Origin of the sequence: Octadecabacter algicola (assembly GCF_021532625.1) — a bacterium.
Lineage (GTDB): Bacteria > Pseudomonadota > Alphaproteobacteria > Rhodobacterales > Rhodobacteraceae > Octadecabacter > Octadecabacter algicola.
Genome location: NZ_JAKGAR010000002.1, coordinates 189,023 through 209,688 on the forward strand (window position 1 = coordinate 189,023; position 20,666 = coordinate 209,688).

Genomic DNA, 20,666 nt, shown 5'->3' on the forward strand with positions numbered 1-20,666 from the left:
TGGTTCGTGCGACATATTGGAGGTCTGAAAAAGGGGTTCCGACATGGCATTTGGCAAAGGTCACCATCTTCATCTGATCGACGGGTCGGCATTTATTTTTCGTGCCTATCACGCGTTGCCACCGCTGACGCGCAAATCTGACGGGTTGCCAATTGGTGCCGTGTCGGGCTTTTGCAATATGTTGCAGCGTTATGTCGAGGGAAACCAAGGCGGCGACGTCACCCATGTTGCAGTGATTTTTGACAAAGGCAGTCACACGTTCCGCAATGATCTTTACGATCAATACAAAGCCAACCGTGATGCCATGCCCGAGGATCTGCGCCCGCAAATGCCGCTGACCCGCGATGCGACCCGCGCATTCAACATTGCCTGCGAAGAAATCGAAGGCTTTGAGGCCGACGACATTATGGCGACCCTCGCCCGCCAAGCCCGTGAGGCAGGGGGGCGCTGTACGATTATTTCAAGCGACAAAGACCTGATGCAACTGGTAGGCGGCGGCGTCGTCATGATGGATGCCATGAAAGGCAACCGCGTGATCGACGTTGAAGGCGTAGAAGAAAAATTTGGCGTTGGTCCTGACCGAGTGATCGACGTGCAGGCCCTTGCTGGCGACAGCGTTGATAACGTCCCTGGCGCGCCTGGTATCGGGATCAAGACAGCAGCGCTGTTGATCAATGAATACGGCGATCTGGAAACGCTTTTGGATCGCGCTGAAGAAATCAAACAGCCAAAACGCCGACAGACCTTGATCGACCATCGCGCCCAAATCGAACTGTCCAAAAAGCTTGTGACTTTGGACACAGAAATGGACCTGCCGTTCGCTCTGGATGACCTCGAAGTGCGCGACCCCGAACCTGATGTTTTGCTCGAATTCCTTGCTCAGATGGAATTCCGAACCATTGTTAAACGCATCGCGGAAAAGCTTAACGTCGAAGCGCCTGTTATCGAAGACGCCGTTCAGCAACCCGCCGCTGAGGACGCACCCGAGCAGCCGCCCTTTGACGCCGAAAAGTACGAATGGGTGAAAGATGCCACCGCGCTTCAGGCGTGGATCGACCGCATTTATGCCCGTGGCTATGTGGCCGTGGATACCGAAACGACGGGCCTAAACGAAATGGTTGTCGACCTTGTTGGTGTCTCTCTTTGTGTTGAGGCAGGCGAGGCGTGCTACATTCCGTTGACCCACAAGGGTGGCGCTGCAGATGATCTGTTTGGTGACGATGAATTGGCCAAAGATCAGATGGGTTTTGAAGAATGCCTCGCACTCCTGAAACCGATGCTTGAAGACGATAGCATCCTTAAAATTTTTCAAAACGCCAAGTATGACTGCAAGATTTTCAAGCGCTTGCTGATCGACGTGGCCCCCATCGACGACACCATGTTGATGTCTTATGCGATGAATGCGGGCACCCACCGTCACAATATGGACGTGCTGTCGGAAACGTATTTGGGCCATACGCCGATCCCGATCAAACCGCTACTGGGCACAGGTAAATCGGCGATAACCTTTGATCGTGTGGATGTGGCTGAGGCCGTGAAATACGCCGCCGAAGACGCCGACATTACCCTACGACTTTGGCAGAGCCTTAAACCCCAACTGCACCGCGCCCGCGTCACTTCGGTTTACGAAACCATGGAACGCCCATTGGTTCCTGTGCTGGCTAAGATGGAAATGTCCGGCATCAAAGTCGATCGCGATACACTGTCGCGCATGTCCAACTCATTCGCCCAGAAAATGGCAGGGCTGGAAGATGAGCTTTATGAACTGGCGGGCGAGAAATTTAACGTCGGCTCCCCCGCGCAGGTTGGTGAAATCCTGTTTGAGAAAATGGGGCTTGAGGGCGGCAAAAAGGGTAAAACGGGCAAGTATTCCACTGGTGCCGACATTCTTGAAGACCTTGCTACTGAACACGAATTTCCAGCGCGTGTGCTTGACTGGCGGTCGTTGTCCAAGCTGAAATCGACCTACACCGACGCGTTGCAAACCCACATCAACGCCGAAACGGGTCGTGTTCATACATCCTATTCTATTACGGGCGCCAACACTGGGCGGTTGTCATCGACCGAACCAAACCTGCAAAACATCCCGATCCGCACCGAAGAAGGCCGCAAAATTCGCGAAGCTTTTGTCGCCGAAGAGGGCAAAACCCTTGTGGCGCTCGACTATTCCCAGATCGAACTGCGCATCCTTGCCCATGTCGCGAATATCGAAACCCTGAAACAAGCCTTCCGCGATGGTCACGACATCCACGCGATGACGGCGTCCGAGATGTTTAATGTGCCGCTTGATGAAATGACGTCAGACGTGCGCCGCCAAGCCAAGGCGATCAACTTTGGTGTGATCTACGGCATCTCCGGCTTTGGCCTTGCACGGAATCTGCGCATCCCACGGGCCGAGGCGCAGGGGTTTATCGACCGTTACTTTGAGCGCTTTCCGGGCATTCGCACCTACATGGATGACACGGTTGCCTTCGCCAAAGAACACAACCGCGTCGAGACCCTGTTTGGCCGTAAAATCCACACGCCCGAAATCAACGCCAAAGGCCCCGGCGCAGGGTTCGCCAAACGTGCGGCGATCAACGCCCCGATCCAAGGCACCGCCGCCGACGTCATCCGCCGCGCCATGATCCGCATGGACGACGCGATTGCGCACTTACCCGCCAAGATGCTGTTGCAGGTTCACGATGAACTGGTGTTTGAGGTCGACAAAGACGCGGCCGATGACCTGATCGTGGCCGCCAAAAATGTCATGGAAAACGCGGCCAATCCCGTGGTGAAATTCGACGTACCGCTGGTTGTGGATGCAGGGATCGGTGCGACGTGGGCAGAAGCACACTAAGGATGAATGACCGCTGTTTGGGTCGTCGCGCCTATATTTCGGGCCGTTTTGCAAAAAGCGTAACGATGCCTGCTCCTATGATGGCTGCACCTGCTGTTCTTGAGACACCAAGTTGCAGCTTGAGTGAGTTTATTGCGTCGCCCGCTTTGCTTGCGAGAAGGGCATAGCCTGTGTCTACGAGAACCCCTGTCAGTACAAATAGCGAAACGAGGGTAATGGCCTGTGGCGCATATGCGGATTCCGGATCAATAAACTGAGGAACAAATGCTGCAAAAAACAAGATCCCCTTCGGATTGAAAAGCATGACAAGAAATCCATCGCGGAATGACCGGTACGCTGTATCGACAGTGCGATTTGAACCCTCCGAAAAATCCTGAGGCTTAGCTGTCAAAAGCTTGAAACCCATATAAAATAAGTAAAGTGCGCCAAGCAGTTTCAGAACATTAAACGCTGAGGATGAAGCCATCAGAATGACCGATACTCCTGCAAGTGCCAGTGTTGCCGCAACCGCACCTCCAGCCGCGATTCCCAAGATCATTGGCAGCGCAACCCGTCTTCCTTGCGCTACCGACTTAGAAATGACGAGAGCAATTGTAGGCCCGGGCACAATCAATAAAAGAAAGCTGGCAGTGAGGAATACAGATAGGGTTGCAAGCTCAGGCATTGGCACATCCTTGATGGGAAGTTATATCCTAGAAGTCTCGCACCGTGGCTTGCTGAAGCCCAGCCTAAAAGTGAGCAATCACTGGCCATCTATCGCAAAGCCGTCATACAGACATGACGCAGCATCGGTCAAGTTGGGCTCATAGCGGACATTCGCACTCTTGCGCTTAAGCAAATCGGAAACTCAAACACTTGATGAGACTTGATCGCCCTTAGCGCTGTGGCTCTACTGAAAACACAGCTTCAATCGCTTCAGCACGATCTATGCCGGCTTCTTCGAGTTGGCGATCAGACATCTCAGCGACCCGAGCAGCTGCCTGCGCCATGGATACAGCTTCGGCAAGGTTGCTGAAGGCTTTGCCAATTGCAACGAATGGTCGCGCAAGTACTGAGCGATCGTTCGGTGTATTAATAGTCGTGTTGGCATATGCCATTGGAGAGCTCCGTGTTCGTTCGGGTTTCTCCTCCCTGTTCGTAGAATAAGCCGCGACCTTATGAATGAGCACCCACAATAGAGGGTGTCCAACATGTGAAATTTGCATGGCTGAAATAACAACGGGCGCGCTGAGGGAGGTCAGCACGCCCGCGTCGTCTTGGGAGGAGACGTTGGAAGGTTAGTTGACTTTGTCGCCTTCGATCACGTCTTGTTCGACCTTGGGGGCCGTCGCGATCTCGATGCGGCGCGGTTTCAGCGCTTCTGGCACTTCGCGGGTCAGGTCGATATGGAGCATGCCGTTTTCATGGGCAGCGCCAGTGACCTTTACGTGGTCGGCCAGATGGAACCGACGGCTAAACGCGCGGGTGGCGATGCCACGGTGCAAATAAGTTCGCTCAACCGTGTCTTCTTCGGCCTTTTTGGCCGAGACATGAAGGGCGTTCTGTTTCACTTCAACGTGCAGATCGGACTCAGAGAAACCAGCGACGGCAATGGAAATGCGCCAGCTGTCATCTGCTGTTTTTTCGATGTTGTAGGGCGGGTAGCTTTGGCTGCCTTGGTCATTGCTAAGAATGCGGTCCATCATGTCAGTGATCTGGTCGAAACCGACAGTGGCACGGTGCAGTGGGGCTAAATCAAACGTACGCATAGTGTATCCTTTTCAAAGCGATAGCGATGTAGTTTGTCGTCCCGAATGGGCACGACAGGGGTAGTCGCGGGACCCATCATTGGCATCCCGATGTGTATTATTTGGGGGGCAGTTGTGCAGGTTTCAAGACCCGCGGATGCGCAACTAGGGGCGTACGAACAAAGCGCCTGTGTTGGCGCGCTCACCGGGGCGGATAACCCGCGCGCTGGCAGGGGGTGTCGAAAACAACCCGCGCCCTTCTTCTAAGGCGAGACGCAACACGGCAATCGGTTCCGCAAGGTCCATGCCCAACGCAACTTTGTCCCCGTCTATTTCCGCCATCGCTGAAACGACCGAAACCAAGCGCGGAACGCCGTCTTCAGATCGGAAGATCGGCGCGCCGGAGCTGCCAAAATCCACATCACAATCCATGATCAAAACGCCGTCTTGTTGCCCTAGTACATTGCAAACTTCTTGCAGGGACGGGGCATCCGAGCGGTCTTGTGCATAAGATACAACGCCGACTTCAGTTCCACGACGCAGGGACGAGGATATTTCGAATGGTTCCACGCGGCTGGTACGGATCGGTTGGGACAGCTGCAACAGCGCCACGTCATAGCGGACATCTTCTGGTGTTGCTTCGCCAGAGTGTTCATAGGACGGATGCACCACCGCGTTGCTCACGAGGCGCGTGGCCTCTGGGCGGCCACCACGAAGCCCCGCAAGGAATTCCACGCGGGACGGATCAACAGCTAGCCCTGTGCCTTTGTCAAACATGCAATGGGCCGCCGTCAGCACGAGATCAGGGGCGATCAACGCCCCAGTGCAGAACCCTTTACCATCGATATCCAAACGACCCACGGCCTCCCAACCCCGGGCATCAACGCCCGATGACAGTTCCTGTAGGGTCGTTGTTTGGGCCATGGCCGTTAAGCTGGAAAAAGCCAACATAACCATAGAAAGCAGGGTCTTGCGCATCGAATGCCTCGGGTGATTTCTTCCGAAATACCCAGAGACTGAGGCACAAATGTGGCGGCCTTTACCGTTTCTTAATGTCGCAAGACCGCCTAACGCAGAATTGGAACTGATGGAGTTGCGTCTCGTTTCGCGTCTAGCGCTGGAGGTTTCGGCCCACCTGTTGCCCAATCCAAAAGCTCAACCGTGTGTACGATTGGCAGCTCGGTTCCTCCGCCGATCTGCATCATGCAGCCAATGTTCCCTGCGGCGATGATGTCAGGGTTAACGGCCTCAAGCGTCTGCACTTTTCGGGCTTTCAGCTGCTTGGAAATCTCGGGTTGCATCAGATTGTAAGTTCCGGCCGATCCACAGCACAAATGGCTGTCTGCAGGCTCAGCTACTTTAAACCCAACACGGCGCAACAAATCTTTCGGAAAAGTTTTGATCTGCTGCCCGTGCTGGAGGGAACAGGCCGCATGATAGGCGACAGTCATATCTGGTGCACCGCTTTCGGGCAGGTCCAGCTTCATCAGGACCTCGGACACATCCATCGCAATGTTCGCGACGGCCTGTGCCTCGTCGGCGATATCCGTTTCACGGAACATATGGCCGTAGTCCTTAACGGTTGTGCCGCAACCAGAAGTGTTAATTACAATAGCGTCCAAACCGTCGCCCTGAATTTCACGGGTCCACGCTTTGATGTTCTTTGCTGCTGCTGCATGGCTCTCGTCTGCCTTGCCCATGTGGTGGGTCAGCGCACCGCAACAGCCTGCGCCCTCCGCAACAACAACCTCAGCGCCCATGCGCGTCAGGAGCCGAATGGTTGCGTCGTTGATATCTGTGTTGAGCGCCTTTTGTGCGCACCCCGTCATCAACGCCACACGCATCTTCTTTTGCGCACTCGGAAAGGTCTGCGGGTCATCATTGCGCGACACGGGGGGGATGGTCTTGGGCGCCATCTCTAGCATCGCGCGCAACCGCGCGTCCGGCATGAACCTTGCAAACGGACGCCCAATCTTGGCCCCAAGAAGCGCGACGCGGAACCGTGTTGGATAGGGTAAAATACGCGCCAAAATCCAACGCAATGCGCGATCACTCAGGGGCCGCTTGTAATTGTTTTCGATGTATTCGCGGGCATGATCGACGAGATGCATGTAGTGCACACCGCTGGGGCAAGTGCTCATGCAGGCAAGACAGGACAGACACCGATCAATGTGTTTTACGGTCTTTTCATCGGGCACACGCTCGTTTTCCAGCATGTCCTTGATCAGATAAATCCGACCACGCGGGCTGTCCAATTCGTCGCCCAAGACCTGATAGGTTGGACAGGTCGCAGTGCAGAACCCGCAATGGACACAAGATCGCAAAATCTCGTTCGCACGTGCGGTCCCTGCGTCTTTTAACTGCTCTTCAGTGAATGTGGTTTGCATGGATCAAGTTACTCCGAGCGAGATGAGATGGCCGTACGTCACAATAAACGTCGCGACCAATGCGGCCGACATTCGTGACCATGTGGACGTAGATGGACGCCAAAGCAAAACCGCGACCAACGCCAAAGCGCCAATCGCGACACCCGACATGACCGAACTGCCATAAATACGCAGAATTTCGGGCAGTTGCGGAGCCAAGAACAGAAAGGCCAAAGCGCCACAGGCTGCAGCCGCTGCTAGCCGCCAATCAAATAAAACAACTGCAACCGCTGAGGCGGAGATGCAGGGGATAAGGACAAAGGCTGTTGTCAGGCCGCTCATACCATCAATCCAGGGTTCAGGATGCCACGGGGATCGAATTTAGCGCGGATACCATCTGACAATGCAGTGATGGTCGGGTTCTCGGGTTGGAACACTGGCACGGCTGCACGGGTTTCAATTGGTGCTTTGATCAGCGTCGCATGTGCGTTGATTTGCGCACAACTGTCTTGGATCGCCTGATGGGCGACAGCCGCGGCATCCCCTTGCGTCATCCCGAGCCACATCAATCCGCCACCCCAATCCAGCATAACGTCTAGGTTATGCTTGCTCGCGATTTCATGCCCCAGTGCAGGGGCCGCGCTGGGCTGTACGGACACGCGGGTAACGGCCTCATGGTCAGCAAAATTTGATACATTAGCAATGCCACGCCACAGCGTGCTGCTTGCATTATGGTCAACCTGATCCACATCGCCATGCGTGCTTAGAAGTGCCGTAAGCTGCTCTGCCCGATACCGCACCGAGGCCTCGAACCCTTCGATGCGAATGCAGGTCTGCCCTTTGACCTTGCTTGCTCCGGTCACCTCAAACGGGGACCCAAGTGCAGCAGACAACGCAGCAACGCTATCCTCAAGGGATAGGTCGTTCAGCACCAGCGTGGCCTCGGTCTCGGGCTTGGGTAGTACTTTCAACGAAACCTCGCTCAAAACGCCCAAAGTTCCATAGGATCCTGCTAACAGCTTCACCAAGTCATAGCCGGTGACGTTCTTCATCACGCGGCCACCGTTCTTGATCACGGTTCCAGCCCCATCGACAAAACGAACGCCCAACAGGTGATCGCGGCACGCACCAACAGCAATACGACGCGGCCCGCTGACATTTGCCGCGACCATGCCGCCAATCGTTGGCGTGCCCTGCGTGCCCAACAGCGCACGATGGTCCATCGGTTCAAACGCAAGCCGCTGGTTTTCTGCATCCAGCGCCGCCTCAATTTCTGAGACCGGCGTGCCTGCTTGCGCTACTAAGGTCAAAGCGCCCGGTTCATACAGCGTAATGCCAGACAGTGCCGCGGTGCTAAGTGCATCCCCAACAACCGGATTGCCAATGTCGCGCGTGCCACCGCCGGTGATCCGCAGCGGTCCCTTGGCCGAGCTAATCGCGTCGGCCAATTCGTTTTCTGTTTTCGGGGTCATAGACGCCATGAGGTCAACTTCTTTTGTTCAGTAATTCGGCAGTTTAGCTAAGAGCGGGCAGGGTATGTTACTCAGCTGCAATCCGACGTGATTGCGACGACTGCAATGGAAACACTTTTGCAGGGTTCAACAGCCACATGGGGTCAAACACATCCTTCACGGCCATCTGTATTTCTAAATCCTGCGGTTCAAACTGGTGTGTCATCAGATCGCGTTTTTCGATGCCCACACCGTGTTCACCTGTCAAACATCCGCCAGCGTCCACACAGAGCTTTAAGATCTCCGCGCCCATCGCCTCGCACAGCTCGAGATCGCCTTCTTTGTTGGCATTATACAGGATCAGTGGGTGCATATTACCGTCACCTGCGTGGAACACATTGCCCACCTGAAGCCCGTACCGTTCGCTTAATTCACCAATACGGCGCAGCACCATCGGCAGTGACGAGACGGGGATCGTGCCGTCCAGACACATGTAATCTGCGATCTGCCCAACTGCACCAAACGCCGACTTACGCCCAAGCCAGATGCGGGCGGCTTCTTCTGCGGATTTCGCCTCGCGCAGTTCTACAGGGTCATGTTTGCGCGCAATATCTAGGATCAACGCCAGCTGTTCGTCGATTTCCTCAGGGGCGCCTTCGACTTCAACGATTAAAAGCGCCTCGCAGTCGGGATAACCAGCCTTGGCGTAATTGTCGGTGGTTTCAATGCACAAACGATCCATGAATTCGATCGCAACAGGCAAGACACCCGCCTTGATGATATCTGCGACACAGGCACCCGCAACTTCGTTGTCGTTAAACGCCATCAACACGGGCCGCGCCCCTTCGGGTTTGCGCAGGATGCGCAACGTGGCTTCCGTTACAACGCCAAGCTGCCCTTCGCTTCCGCAGATCAAACCCAATAGATCAAGACCAGCGGCATCTAAATGCGCGCCACCAATCTCAGTCACCGTGCCATCCATCAGCACCATTTTGACGCCCATTAGATTGTTCGTTGTCACCCCGTATTTCAGGCAGTGCGCCCCGCCAGAATTCATCGCGATATTTCCGGCAATGGCACAGGCCAACTGGCTGGACGGGTCGGGTGCATAGAAGAAATCCATCTCTTCTACGGCACCTGTAACGCTGAGGTTCGTGCGGCCTGATCCAACACGGATGTAACGGTCATCGTAATTTGTCTCGAGCACCGCATTCAACCGTGCGGTGCCAAGTATCACGCAATCCGCAGTCGGCAAGGCGCCGCCAGCCAAAGACGTGCCCGATCCGCGCGGAACCACTGGTACACCCATCTCATGACAAGCCTTCAAGACCGCTGAAACCTCATCCGTGGTGGCAGGCAGCACCGCGCAAAGTGGCGGGCATTTATAGGCGGTCAAGGCATCGCACTCATACGCGCGCACTTGGGAATCCGAGTGGATCACCGCATCCTTGGGGAGAACTCTTTGTAATATTTCAACAATTTTTGCCTTTCGGGACAGAATTGTTGGGTTTGGCTGTGGCATGTCCATAGACGGCTCCTCCGATTGGTAAAGAAATATAACCAATTTATGCGCGTGTCTATCCCCCAGATTAGCCCTAGGGTGCGACATATGGATTTTGTAACTGACTTTGCCAGCCTGACATGGCTGGACGGCGGGTTTGTCACGCTGATGATTGTGGTCTGGCTCTGGCTTGGCTGGTGGATCGAACATCCTTCGGCCAGCCGACCTTCCGTGACAGTTCTCATGTCGGAATACCGCCGTGAATGGATGCGGGTGATGATTGATCGCCAGCCGCGTATCTTTGACGCGCAGATCATGGACAGCCTGCGCCAAGGAACGTCGTTTTTCGCCTCGACTTGCTTGCTTGCGGTCGGTGGTGTCTTGGCCCTGATCGGCAATGTGGACCCGCTGCGCGGTGTCGCAGAAGGCATCACAATGGCCCAAAGCCCCGCTGTGATCTGGCAGATCAAACTGGGGCTAGTGCTTTTGTTCCTCAGCAATGGCTTTCTGAAATTCGTGTGGTCCAATCGTGTCTTCGGATATTGCAGCGTCATGATGTCCGCAGTCCCCAACGATGTTGATGACCCGCGCACACGCCCTATGGCCGCCAAAGCCGCTGAACTGAACATCCGCGCCGCGATGAATTTCAACCGGGGCCTACGGTCTATGTATTTCGCGCTTGGGTCTGTCGCTTGGATGGCTGGACCATGGCCCTTATTGGTAGCGATTGTCCTTGTGGCCTGGCTGGTCTGGAGCCGCGAATTCACTTCAATCCCGCGTGCCATTCTGCTGGACGAACGCGGCTACCCGAAAACGTGATTTTGCAACGGTCTGGTGGGGCGCTATGCACGTCGCATGAAACATGCACTTGCACTTGCACTTATTCTTTTCGCAGCCCCTGCTTTTGCAGATGCGCCCGTTTTTGAAAACGTCACCTATTCGAATGGTCGTTTTGACGTCACCCTGTCCCACCCAGATACGGGCTGGGACCATTACGCTGACGGTTGGCGTGTAGAATTGGCGGACGGAACAGTTCTTGGCACCCGCGTATTGGCGCACCCGCACGTGAATGAGCAGCCCTTTACACGGTCCAGTTCTATTGCCGTTCATGATGGCGTGAACGAAGTGTTCATCCGCGCGTCTGACACATTGGAAGGTTGGGCCGAAGAGCGGCACCAAATGACCCTGCCTTAGCGGCGACCCTCGCGCAGCCACGCCCCGATCACCAACAATCCTGCCAGCAGCAGCGCCAGCCAAGCTGGCAGCAATGGCGTCACGCTGACGTCTGCTGTTCGGTAGGCATCGCGAGGCGTCAAACCAATCCAACCCCGTCCAAAGGCAGGGCGTCCCGCGCGCACGTCACGTAGGGATGGCTGCCCGTCGGTCAGGGTCATAATCCCGCCATTTGTGCCTGCCACCAAGTCAGCCAGAACATCGCCCGTCGCGATCGTTTGTTCAAATTCACGCGGCGCAGAGGGGCCAAGCGCGATGACGGTTTCGGTTTCGCTGTCGCGCAGGCGGTACAGACCGATTTCAGGGGCTTCCCACAGCAGCTCATAACGACCCGGTGAAACCTCATCCAAGGTCACGATGGTTTCGGTGCCGTCGGGATGGATGATCGTCACTTCACCGGCGGTGTCATTCAGTGTGCGGCGTATAATACGCATCGTGAGCCCGTTAGGTTCGGCCCACAGGGTCTCTTCCTCAAGTTCGGGTTCTTTCATCATCCAGTGGGCGAGGCGGCGCAGCAATTCAAGCTGCGGGCCGCCGCCCTCAAATCCACGATCCCAAAGCCATGAATGATCCGACGCAATCAACGCAACCCGTCCTTCTTCGACCCGTTCCAGCATCAACAACGGTTGCCCGTCGACCCCAGACATGACCACATCCGCGTCTGGGCTTGGTATGACTTCGATTTGGCGGAACCAACGGCCCCAAGCAGGTGTGCCGTCCTCGTTCGTTCCTGTCGCAAACGTCTCAAGCCCTTCGGTCACAGGGTGACGCTGGCCAAGATCCGTGATCGCGGGCGTAAAGCCTTCTTCATAAACCCGCGCTGTCGGACCGCCGGGCAAAACATCCCCTAACGGCGAGCGATAGATACTATCCGCTGAGGCATAATCCGGACCTGCAGACACCAGAACCGCGCCGCCATTTGTCACGTAGTCACGGATGCTTTCGATGTACGCAGACGGCAAAATCCCGCGCCGTTTGTAGCGGTCAAAAATGATCAGATCGAATTCTTCGATCTTTTCCAAGAACAACTCGCGCGTTGGAAAGGCAATCAGGCTTAGTTCGTTAACAGGTACGCCGTCTTGTTTTTCAGGTGGGCGCAGAATGGTGAAATGCACCAAATCCACGGAACTGTCGGATTTGAGCAGGTTGCGCCACGTGCGTTCGCCCGCATGGGGTTCGCCACTGACCAAAAGCACACGCAAACGGTCGCGCACGCCGTTGATCTGGATGACCGCTTCGTTGTTGCGGTCTGTCAGTTCGCCCTCGGCGACGGGTGTCGAAAATTGCATGACGTTCATGCCGCCATGGGGCAGATCAATCGGCAGTTCGATGTCTTCATTCACAGGGACTTGGAACGTCAAAGGGGCGTCACCATCAATCGCGATGCTTAGCTCAATAAGTTGCGTATCGGGCGCGGCGCCTTGATCTTCGACGCGTAGTGTCAGCGATACAGGTTCACCTAATATCGCAAAGGCTGGGGCATTGCGTACAACAAGGCGGCGGTCCCAATCATCGGGCTGACCTGTCAGCAATACATGCAGCGGTGCGGGCAGCGCGGCAGGGGCGGCGGGCATATCATGGGCGCGACCATCCGTGATCATCACCATGCCCGCGATCCGCGCGCGCGGTTCTTCGGCAAGGGCCTCAGAGAGAGCAGACATCAACTCAGTGCCCGCATCCCCGTCACCATCGCTTAATGACACGACACGAAGTTCGGTATTCGCACGTCGTGACACGTCTGCCTGTAATTGCGCCAAGGCTTCGGCGGTTTGCTGTTCGCGTTCATCGATACGCTGGCTTGCGCTTTCGTCGATCACAGCGATCACGATGTCAGATAATTCTGCACGGTCTTCTTGTTGCAGCGACGGATTGGCGATTGCGCCAAGGATTACAATTGCGGCTAACGCACGCAGGCCCCAACCCACAAGGCGGCGCCAAATCGCGATTGCTAACCCGACAGCGGCCAAAACCGCCAACCCATAAAGCACCGCAGACGGTACAAGTGGATCAAGTATAACACTGCCAATCATGCGCCGTTTCCTTGTCCGGTTTTGCTAAGGAGTTGCATCATTATTGGCCCAACCGATCCAGCAATGCAGGCACATGCACCTGATCCGATTTATAATTGCCCGTCAGCACATGCATGATCAGGTTCACGCCAAATCGCAGGGCGATTTCGCGCTGGCGTTCGCCCGCCAATCCACGTCCGATTGGAACCAGCGGCGTGCCCTGCCGATCTGTTGCCCAAGCTGAGGCCCAGTCATTGCCGCCGATCACCACTGGCGTCACACCGTCATTGAGGTCGCGGAATGGCATGCCTTCGGCGGCTTGCGCGTTTGCGGATGCTGCTTCGACCCAGATGTCGCGGCTTGCGTGGCGACCAGGAAAATCTTGGAGAAGATAAAACGTGCGGGTCAGAACATGGTCCTGCGGAATGGGTTCAAGCGCAGGAATATCAAGACCACGGGCAATCGCCTGCAATTTGCGCCCCTCTGGACTGGCCGATCCAAACCGCGCAAGGTCTGCATCACGTGTGTCAAACAAGATCATGCCACCGCTGCGCAGATAGCGGTTCAAGCGGGCGTAGGCCTCACGCGTTGGCAGTTGTTGATCGGCGGTCACGGGCCAGTAAATGAACGGGAAAAACGCCAGCTCATCGGTCTCAAGGTCAATACCGACAGGAAAGGATGGTTCAATGGATGTGCGCTGGAACAGGATGTTGGACAAGCCATAAAGGCCCGCATCAGACATCTCATCGACCTGCGTATCGCCTGTAATCACATAGGCCAGCACCACATCCGCCGTTGAGGCGATCGCAAAGCTATCGTCCTGAGCATCGGCCCAATTGGGCGCGATCATCATCGCCATCAGAACCACTGCCGCCGATGCAGCACGCGGCCCGCGCAAGCGGCCTGACAGTGCGAGTGACGCGATGATATCGATGCTCAGCAACACCAGTGCTGCCGCCAAGAGCCAGCCTTTCAACAAGGTTTCACGCACGACGTTCAATCCTTCTACTGCGATGCGGGCAGGCCAAGTGGCAGCGGCCAAGACGTCGTCGGGGCCTGTCACGTTCAACGCGATACGGCGATCCTCGCCGGCGTAAAGGCCGGGCAATAGATCAGCGGATGCGACGGCCTCAGCCAAATCTTCACCAGCAACGCCGGGCAAGGTATCGGCGCGGGACAGTTCCCCGAAGGCGTCCAGCACGTCCTCGGGTTGCCACGTGGTGCCAGCTAAGTCTTCGACGCTGGGGGTGGCTGGGCGGGTCGAGATCGCCAAGCGTTCAAGCATCTGAACGAACAACCCTGACAACGGTAAGGTGGACCATTCCGCGTTTGCGGTGACGTGGAACAAAACAATGGATCCATTGCCGCTGGATTTACGGGTGACCAAAGGCGTGCCATCGGCCAATTGCGCGATCACGCGGTCAGCCAATGTCGGGTCCGGCTGGGCCATGACCTGTGCAGTCACTGCCACATCATCTGGAATAGGCAGGCCAAAGAACGGGCTGTTGTCAGCAAAGGGGGCCAGTTCTTTGGGTTCACCCCAAGACATCGCGCCGCCAATGGAACGCCCGCCAACCCGCAATCTAACGGGCATCAGAGGGTCTTCGTCGGTGCGGCTGATGTCGGACGCTGCAAGACGCGGACCAGCAAAGCGCACAAGCAACCCGCCCGTATCGACCCATTCCAACATCGCGTCGGCCTCGATTGCCGTCAGCGTGGCCACATCGGCAAGGATGATGACATCCGGATTTGCCAACAACACGTCTTCGAGGCTGCCTTCAATCAGGTCAGCCGTCGGGATCAAAGCCTGTTCAAGGTAGTGCAATGGCGACAACAGTTCGAGCGCTTCGCGGTCGCTGGCACCTGCCAAAAGAGCGACTTCGCGGCGTTTCAAGGCGTCATCCGCAAGGGTTATAACAGCGGCAGATCGAATGCCTTGTATTTCGAAACGAGTCACGCGGTTGCGCAGTTCAGGCGGAAGGTCAAAGGTGGCCGTTGCCACAAGGTCTGAAGCCGTGAACGTGGCGGTCGCCGTTGCAAGGCGACGTTCAACACCCGCAGGGTCAAGCCCGACCGCGGTGACGGTGGTTTCGGTGTCATTGCCAGCGGCGGCCCGTAGAACTGTGACGCTGACAGCGTCGTCCACGAACTGGGCAGGCCGCAGCGCGAACACGGGGCGCGTGGATTCAAAGGCGGTGACAGTACCATGGGTTTCGAGTGACGTAAGAAGATCGCTGCGGCTGTCATGCGCGATACCGTCCGACAGCCAGAAGGTATCAAATGTGCCGGTCAGGCTACCTGCCCACAGGGAGAGGGCTTCGGCGTCGGGTGCAAAGGGGCGTGGCATAACATTGGGGAGCCGTTGTTGCACGGCCTGCGCATCTTGAAACACAGGTGGTTCTGGCGGCAGATCGGTAAGTGTGACGAGGGCGGCGGTTCGTCCATCGCGTGCGGCTTCGGCCAAGGCGGCATCGACGCGGTCGATGCGGCGGGTCCAGTCGCGGGCATCTGCCCATGTGCCATCCATGATCACCAATAGTGGACCGTTGCCTGCGGTTTCCTGTTTCGGGTTCAAGACGGGGCCTGCAAAGGCCGTGATGATCGCGGCGACAGCCGAAAGCCGCAGCAACAAAAGCCACCATGGTGTGCGGTCCGACTGACTGTCATCATCGGATAGGCCCAACAGAAGCGCGACACCGGGAAAGCGGCGGCGGATCGGGGCGGGCGGAACTGCGCGCAGCAACAGCCACAAGATCGGCAGGATTAGCAGACCGAGCAACAGCCACGGCGTGGCAAAGGCGATTGGGCCGAGTGTTAGCATGTTGTGATCTCACTGTTGGCGAAACGCAGTAGGAAAGTCATGCGCGGCGTTCCAGTGCCGAATAGGTCCAAAGCAGGGCCGACGACGCGGCGGTATCGGTGTGATGGGTGTGGAACTGCCAACCAGAGGTTCGCGCCAACGTCGCGAGGCGGTCTTTGCGTTCAGCGAGGCGATCAAGGTAGCGGTCGCGCAAATCACGAGCTTTCAGGGTTTCATGTACGACAGCACCGGTCATGGATTCAAAGATCGTGCGTCCGTCAAATGGGAAGGCTTCTTCCGTGGGATCAAGGACTTGCACCAATGCGCCGCGCACGTCGCGTTCGGCGGCTTTGGCCATGGCGGTTTCGATCCCTGTCAGATCGCCCAAGAAATCCGACACGAAGAGTGCGCGGGAATGGGAGGCCATGCCGTCTGCAACAGGGGTTCCGAAGTCGTCGGCGTGATCTTCAGACAAGAGGGCGGCCATCTGAGAGATTTGCATTTCACCCCGACGAGGGGGCAGTAGGTCGCCAGTCAGCCCAACCCGTTCCCCGCCGCGCAGCAAAAGGATCGCCGTGGCAAGTGCAAGCGTGCGCGCGCGCTGGGCTTTGGTGGTCCCGTCTTTCAGGGACGTGAACGACATTGCGGCGGATTGATCGACCCAGAGCAGGATACTTTGGGCGATTTGCCATTCTTTGTCTTGTACGAACTGGTTGTCAGACCGTGCTGAACGACGCCAATCAATCGCGCGCATTTCATCGTGGTTTTGTGCTGGCCGATATTGCCAGAACGTATCACCCGCACCTGCGCGGCGGCGACCGTGATCGCCCACCATGACCGTTGCGGCAAGGTGTTCTGCCTCGGCCAGCAAAGCTGGGAACGGCGCAGCGAGGTCTTCGGATCGCGACCTCAGGGAGAGGGGCGCGTCACTCATGCGGCGGCGGCAGTCGCAGTAATTTGGGTCGCCACTTGATCAATCACATCCGCGAGGACCTCTCCGCGGGCACGAGCCGCAAACGAAAGGGCCATACGGTGGGACAGCACGGGTGCAGCCATGGCGCGAACGTCGTCAATGGACGGCACAAGGCGGCCATCAAGCAATGCGTTGGCGCGAACCGTCATCATTAAAGCCTGCGCCGCACGTGGGCCCGGGCCCCAATTGACGCTGTTTTTCACGACGTCCGGTGCTGTTTCATCATCAGGGCGACAGGCGCGCACGAGGTCGAGGATCATTTCAACAATGCCGTCGCCGACGGGCATGCGGCGCAGAAGTGTTTGCGCGGCCAAAAGCTCATCGGCAGTAAAGACGGCAGATGCAGCACCTTCGTCGATCCCTGTCGTCGCGATCAGAATGTCGCGTTCGGTTTCGCGTGTCGGGTAAGGCACATCGATTTGCACAAGGAAACGGTCAAGCTGGGCTTCTGGCAGCGGGTAGGTGCCTTCTTGTTCCAGCGGGTTTTGCGTGGCGAGAACGTGGAACGGCACGCCAAGGGAGCGATGTTCGCCGGCTATGGTCACTTCTTTTTCCTGCATCGCCTGTAGCAGCGCCGATTGGGTCCGTGGTGAAGCGCGGTTGATTTCATCCGCCATCAAGAGCTGGCAAAACACCGGACCTTCGATAAAGCGAAAGTCGCGGCTGCCGTCAGCGGCGGTTTCGAGTACTTCGGATCCAAGAATATCCGCGGGCATCAGGTCCGGTGTGAACTGAATGCGGTTGCCGTTCAGGCCCATCACGGTGGACAGCGTATCCACCAACATCGTCTTACCCAAACCGGGGAGGCCGATCAGCAGCGCATGGCCGCCACACAGAAGGGACGTCAGCGTAAGATCAACAACCTTATCCTGTCCGATAAACCGTTTGGCGATAGACGACCGCGCCTCTGCCAGTTTGCCACCAAGGGCTTCGATATCATTAACAAGTTGATCGTTACTCTGGTCGGGGCTGGGCATGGCAATCCGGTCCTTTAGGGGCATATAGTTGAATTAACAGAAGAACAGATAACGCGGATAAGCCCAATGGCAAAAACAAACCAAAGTGATGAGAAGGTGCCTGTTTCGGCGGAAAGTCTCGCATCATCGGCGCGTGCAGCGAGCAAAGGGGGCGGATTGCCCCCCGTGGACAAATGGAATCCGCCGTTTTGCGGGGATTTGGACATGCGGATCGCGCGGGACGGGACGTGGTTTTATTTGGGCACACCCATTGGACGTCCCGAATTGGTGCGCCTGTTTTCGACGGTTATTCGCCGTGACGGGGACGACTATTTTCTGGTGACGCCCGTCGAGAAGGTCGGAATCACCGTGGATGACGCGCCTTTTGTGGCTGTGGATTTTGAAACTGTGGACGGGGACCTGCGATTTGAAACCAATGTCGGGGATTTTGCGACAGCAGGGCCACAACACCCTATCCGCGTGGTACGGAACCCCGAAACAGGAGAGCCATCGCCCTACGTTTTGGTCCGTCGCAACCTCGAGGCGCTGATTGATCGCAAGTCGTTCTACAGGCTTGTCGATATCGGAGAGACGGCGCCGCATGATGGGGCTGATTGGTTTGGGGTGCGATCTGGCGGGGTATTCTTCCCGATCATTCTTGCCGCAGAACTGGACATCTGATGCCAAAGTTTTGCGCCAACTTATCGATGTTGTTCACCGAATACCCATTGCTGGAGCGTCCTATGGCAGCGGCCAAGGCGGGATTTAAAGCGGTGGAAGTTCTGTTTCCTTATGACGAAAACGCAGCCGAATTTGGCACGGCGCTGGCTCGGGCGAAAATGCCTATGGCGCTGATCAATTGCCCGCCGCCAAATTACACTGATCCCAATGGCCCCCGTGGATTTGCCGCCATGCCTCAGGAACAAGTGCGGTTTCAGGGCGCGTTTCGCCGCACGGTTCGTTATGCGGGCGCTCTGGGCGCGGAGTTCATTCATATCATGGCGGGGGCCGCTGAAGGGTCGGACGCACGCGCCTGTTTCGTCGAAAATCTGAAATGGGCAGCAGAGTCTGCGCCGAAACAAAAACTGACGATTGAACCGATCAACCGCCACGACTTACCTGGTTATTTCTTGGACGATTTCGACTTGGCGATGGAGATTTTGGACGAGGTAAATGCGCCAAACCTGTATTTGCAGTTCGATGCTTATCACGCTGCGCGAATTACCGGTGACGTTCTGGGCACATGGGACAAGGTAAAAGCCCGTGTTGCCCATGTTCAGGTCGGCAGTGTGCCGGATCGCCACGAACCGTCGGAGGGTGATTTTGACTACGCCGCGTTCTTTAAAATGCTGGATAAACAAAAATTTAAGGGCTGGGTGAGTGGCGAATATAACCCCGCCGGACGGACCGAAGAGAATCTTTCTTGGATCAGCTGACAACCTGCTGACATAATGCTGTCAGTAGGGGTGTGTCAGAAGATGCTCATCAACAACTTATGGAGATGAGAAATGACATACCAACCAATGACAGCATGGGTCGAAATTCCAGTGACGGACCTCGAGAAATCAATGGCGTACTATGACGAAGTGTTCGGATGGACATCGCAAATGGTAACTGACATGGGGCCAAACCCGATTGCCATTTTGGACGGTGCCGATAACGGTGGTGGTGGCCACCTTTATCCGGGTAAGCCACCAGCAACTGGGACGGGCGCTACGCTTCATTTGTCGGTGTCCGGTAAACTCGAAGATGCCGCCGCGCGGGTTACCAAAGCAGGGGGCGAGGTTCTGGGGCCAATTGTCGACATTCCAGCGGGTCGTTTTCAGTACACGCTTGATCTTGATGGAAACTCCATCGGGCTCTTCGAACTTGGAAAGAAATAAACCATGAGACGCGCCGACCGCCTTTTCCAGATTGTACAATATCTGCGGGGCGGTCGGCTGCTTACGGCTCAAATGCTGGCTGAACGGCTCGAGGTTACAAAGCGGACGGTGTATCGCGATGTAGCGGATTTGATTGGCTCTGGCGTGCCGATTGAGGGTGAAGCTGGCGTTGGGTATGTGATGAGGGCGGGTTATGACCTGCCGCCGCTGATGTTCAATTCAGAAGAAATTGTGGCCCTTGTGGCAGGAGCGCGGATGATCCGTGCGTGGGGTGGCGCATCAATGGCCGCCGCCGCCGAGGAAGCGTTGGTCAAGATCGAGGCGGTGTTGCCCGATGATGCACGGGCCAAGGCCGCTAGCGTTCCTGTTCATGCATTTACGATGCACAATATGACGGATGAAATCCGCGCGCGCATTGACCGTATTGAAACGGCGGCGGACGGGCGCATCAGGTTGGATTTGGACTATGCCGATCAATTTGGCGCGTCTTCACGGCGTGTCATTCGGCCTTTGGGGTTGTGGTTCTGGGGCAAGGTTTGGACCGTCGTTGGATGGTGCGAATTGCGCAATGATTTCCGTATGTTCCGCCTTGATCGCATCAAAGACATGGAAGAAGCAGGGCCGTTCAAAATTGAAAAGGGCCAGAGTCTGAGGGACTTTTACGCCAGTCCGGATGTCGGACGACCTGAGGGTGCGTCATGAGGCAGAGTTTAAGAGATAAGGCTGTCGCTATTTGTGATGCAAAGATCGCGAAGAAGGGCGAGAATGTTGGCCTGTCGTTTTACGCATTTTTTGCGAATAAGAATGATGATCCCGAACGTCTTATGGAAGCGGCGGAGTGGTGGATCAAAACCCACAAGCTGGATCACTTTGAGAAGGCTGTAAAAATCCGCGAGATGATCACAGACGGGAAGTGACTATCGCTAAA

The 20,666-nt window shown here is 56.3% G+C and carries 20 protein-coding genes; 8 read left to right on the top strand and 12 right to left on the bottom strand.

The window, feature by feature from the left end; all coding sequences use genetic code 11:
* The first annotated feature begins 43 nt into the window (after positions 1–43).
* The gene (gene polA, locus L0666_RS07755) at positions 44–2,839 is read left to right on the top strand and encodes a DNA polymerase I (protein WP_235259995.1); all 2,796 of its coding nucleotides are present in this window, start codon (positions 44–46) and stop codon (positions 2,837–2,839) included.
* Positions 2,840–2,870: 31 nt separating this feature from the next.
* Here polA and L0666_RS07760 read toward each other — a convergent pair whose 3' ends face one another.
* From L0666_RS07760 to L0666_RS07795, 8 genes are all read right to left on the bottom strand, one after another.
* Positions 2,871–3,503, bottom strand: a complete 633-nt coding sequence (locus L0666_RS07760) for a LysE family translocator (protein ID WP_235259997.1) — start codon at positions 3,501–3,503, stop codon at positions 2,871–2,873.
* A 211-nt stretch (positions 3,504–3,714) separates the two neighbouring features.
* Positions 3,715–3,936, bottom strand: a complete 222-nt coding sequence (locus L0666_RS07765; protein ID WP_235259998.1) for a hypothetical protein — start codon at positions 3,934–3,936, stop codon at positions 3,715–3,717.
* Between the two features lie 180 nt (positions 3,937–4,116).
* The gene (locus tag L0666_RS07770) at positions 4,117–4,587 is read right to left on the bottom strand and encodes an Hsp20 family protein (RefSeq protein ID WP_235259999.1); all 471 of its coding nucleotides are present in this window, start codon (positions 4,585–4,587) and stop codon (positions 4,117–4,119) included.
* 144 nt (positions 4,588–4,731) lie between these two features.
* Positions 4,732–5,544 carry a trypsin-like serine peptidase gene (locus L0666_RS07775; protein WP_235260003.1) on the bottom strand — a complete coding sequence of 271 codons (813 nt, stop codon included), beginning with the start codon at positions 5,542–5,544 and terminating at the stop codon, positions 4,732–4,734.
* An 89-nt stretch (positions 5,545–5,633) separates the two neighbouring features.
* Entirely contained in the window at positions 5,634–6,953 is a 1,320-nt protein-coding gene (gene glcF, locus L0666_RS07780; RefSeq protein ID WP_235260008.1) for a glycolate oxidase subunit GlcF, read from the bottom strand.
* Positions 6,954–6,956: 3 nt separating this feature from the next.
* Complete coding sequence (locus L0666_RS07785; protein ID WP_235260009.1) at positions 6,957–7,274, bottom strand: hypothetical protein; 318 nt, start codon at positions 7,272–7,274, stop codon at positions 6,957–6,959.
* Positions 7,271–8,404 (bottom strand): FAD-binding protein, encoded by a 1,134-nt coding sequence (locus L0666_RS07790; protein ID WP_235260011.1) that lies wholly within the window; start codon positions 8,402–8,404, stop codon positions 7,271–7,273. The genes L0666_RS07785 and L0666_RS07790 overlap by 4 nt, the downstream gene beginning before the upstream one ends.
* A gap of 67 nt (positions 8,405–8,471) precedes the next feature.
* Positions 8,472–9,911 carry an FAD-linked oxidase C-terminal domain-containing protein gene (locus L0666_RS07795; protein WP_235260014.1) on the bottom strand — a complete coding sequence of 480 codons (1,440 nt, stop codon included), beginning with the start codon at positions 9,909–9,911 and terminating at the stop codon, positions 8,472–8,474.
* 81 nt (positions 9,912–9,992) lie between these two features.
* Between L0666_RS07795 and L0666_RS07800 the strand changes: the two genes are divergently transcribed.
* Together L0666_RS07800 and L0666_RS07805 are read left to right on the top strand one after the other, a co-directional pair.
* Positions 9,993–10,703 carry a DUF599 domain-containing protein gene (locus L0666_RS07800; protein WP_235260016.1) on the top strand — a complete coding sequence of 237 codons (711 nt, stop codon included), beginning with the start codon at positions 9,993–9,995 and terminating at the stop codon, positions 10,701–10,703.
* Between the two features lie 36 nt (positions 10,704–10,739).
* On the top strand, positions 10,740–11,078 hold the full coding sequence (locus tag L0666_RS07805) for a hypothetical protein (protein ID WP_235260018.1): 339 nt from the start codon (positions 10,740–10,742) through the stop codon (positions 11,076–11,078).
* Here L0666_RS07805 and L0666_RS07810 read toward each other — a convergent pair.
* Genes L0666_RS07810 through L0666_RS07825 form a run of 4 tightly spaced genes read right to left on the bottom strand, consistent with a single transcriptional unit; the run spans position 11,075 to position 17,876 of the window.
* Complete coding sequence (locus tag L0666_RS07810; protein ID WP_235260022.1) at positions 11,075–13,147, bottom strand: hypothetical protein; 2,073 nt, start codon at positions 13,145–13,147, stop codon at positions 11,075–11,077. The two genes, L0666_RS07805 and L0666_RS07810, sit on opposite strands and share 4 nt — an antisense overlap.
* Positions 13,148–13,187: 40 nt before the next feature.
* Entirely contained in the window at positions 13,188–15,947 is a 2,760-nt protein-coding gene (locus tag L0666_RS07815; RefSeq protein WP_235260024.1) for a DUF4159 domain-containing protein, read from the bottom strand.
* Positions 15,948–15,984: 37 nt separating this feature from the next.
* Entirely contained in the window at positions 15,985–16,860 is an 876-nt protein-coding gene (locus L0666_RS07820; RefSeq protein ID WP_235260028.1) for a DUF58 domain-containing protein, read from the bottom strand.
* On the bottom strand, positions 16,857–17,876 hold the full coding sequence (locus L0666_RS07825) for an AAA family ATPase (protein ID WP_235260029.1): 1,020 nt from the start codon (positions 17,874–17,876) through the stop codon (positions 16,857–16,859). Before L0666_RS07825 ends, L0666_RS07820 begins: the two co-directional genes overlap by 4 nt.
* A gap of 66 nt (positions 17,877–17,942) precedes the next feature.
* Between L0666_RS07825 and L0666_RS07830 the strand changes: the two genes are divergently transcribed.
* The 5 genes from L0666_RS07830 (at position 17,943) to L0666_RS07850 (ending at position 20,655) form a co-directional block, all read left to right on the top strand.
* Positions 17,943–18,536: a DUF1285 domain-containing protein gene (locus tag L0666_RS07830; RefSeq protein ID WP_235260031.1), complete on the top strand. Its 594-nt coding sequence runs from the start codon at positions 17,943–17,945 to the stop codon at positions 18,534–18,536.
* Positions 18,536–19,291, top strand: coding sequence for a hydroxypyruvate isomerase family protein (locus L0666_RS07835; protein ID WP_235260033.1), 756 nt, complete (start codon positions 18,536–18,538; stop codon positions 19,289–19,291). The genes L0666_RS07830 and L0666_RS07835 overlap by 1 nt, the downstream gene beginning before the upstream one ends.
* 72 nt (positions 19,292–19,363) lie before the next feature.
* Positions 19,364–19,738 carry a VOC family protein gene (locus L0666_RS07840; protein ID WP_235260035.1) on the top strand — a complete coding sequence of 125 codons (375 nt, stop codon included), beginning with the start codon at positions 19,364–19,366 and terminating at the stop codon, positions 19,736–19,738.
* A gap of 3 nt (positions 19,739–19,741) precedes the next feature.
* Positions 19,742–20,440, top strand: a complete 699-nt coding sequence (locus tag L0666_RS07845; protein ID WP_235260037.1) for a helix-turn-helix transcriptional regulator — start codon at positions 19,742–19,744, stop codon at positions 20,438–20,440.
* Positions 20,437–20,655, top strand: a complete 219-nt coding sequence (locus L0666_RS07850) for a DUF6500 family protein (protein WP_235260039.1) — start codon at positions 20,437–20,439, stop codon at positions 20,653–20,655. Before L0666_RS07845 ends, L0666_RS07850 begins: the two co-directional genes overlap by 4 nt.
* The last annotated feature ends 11 nt before the right edge of the window (positions 20,656–20,666 follow it).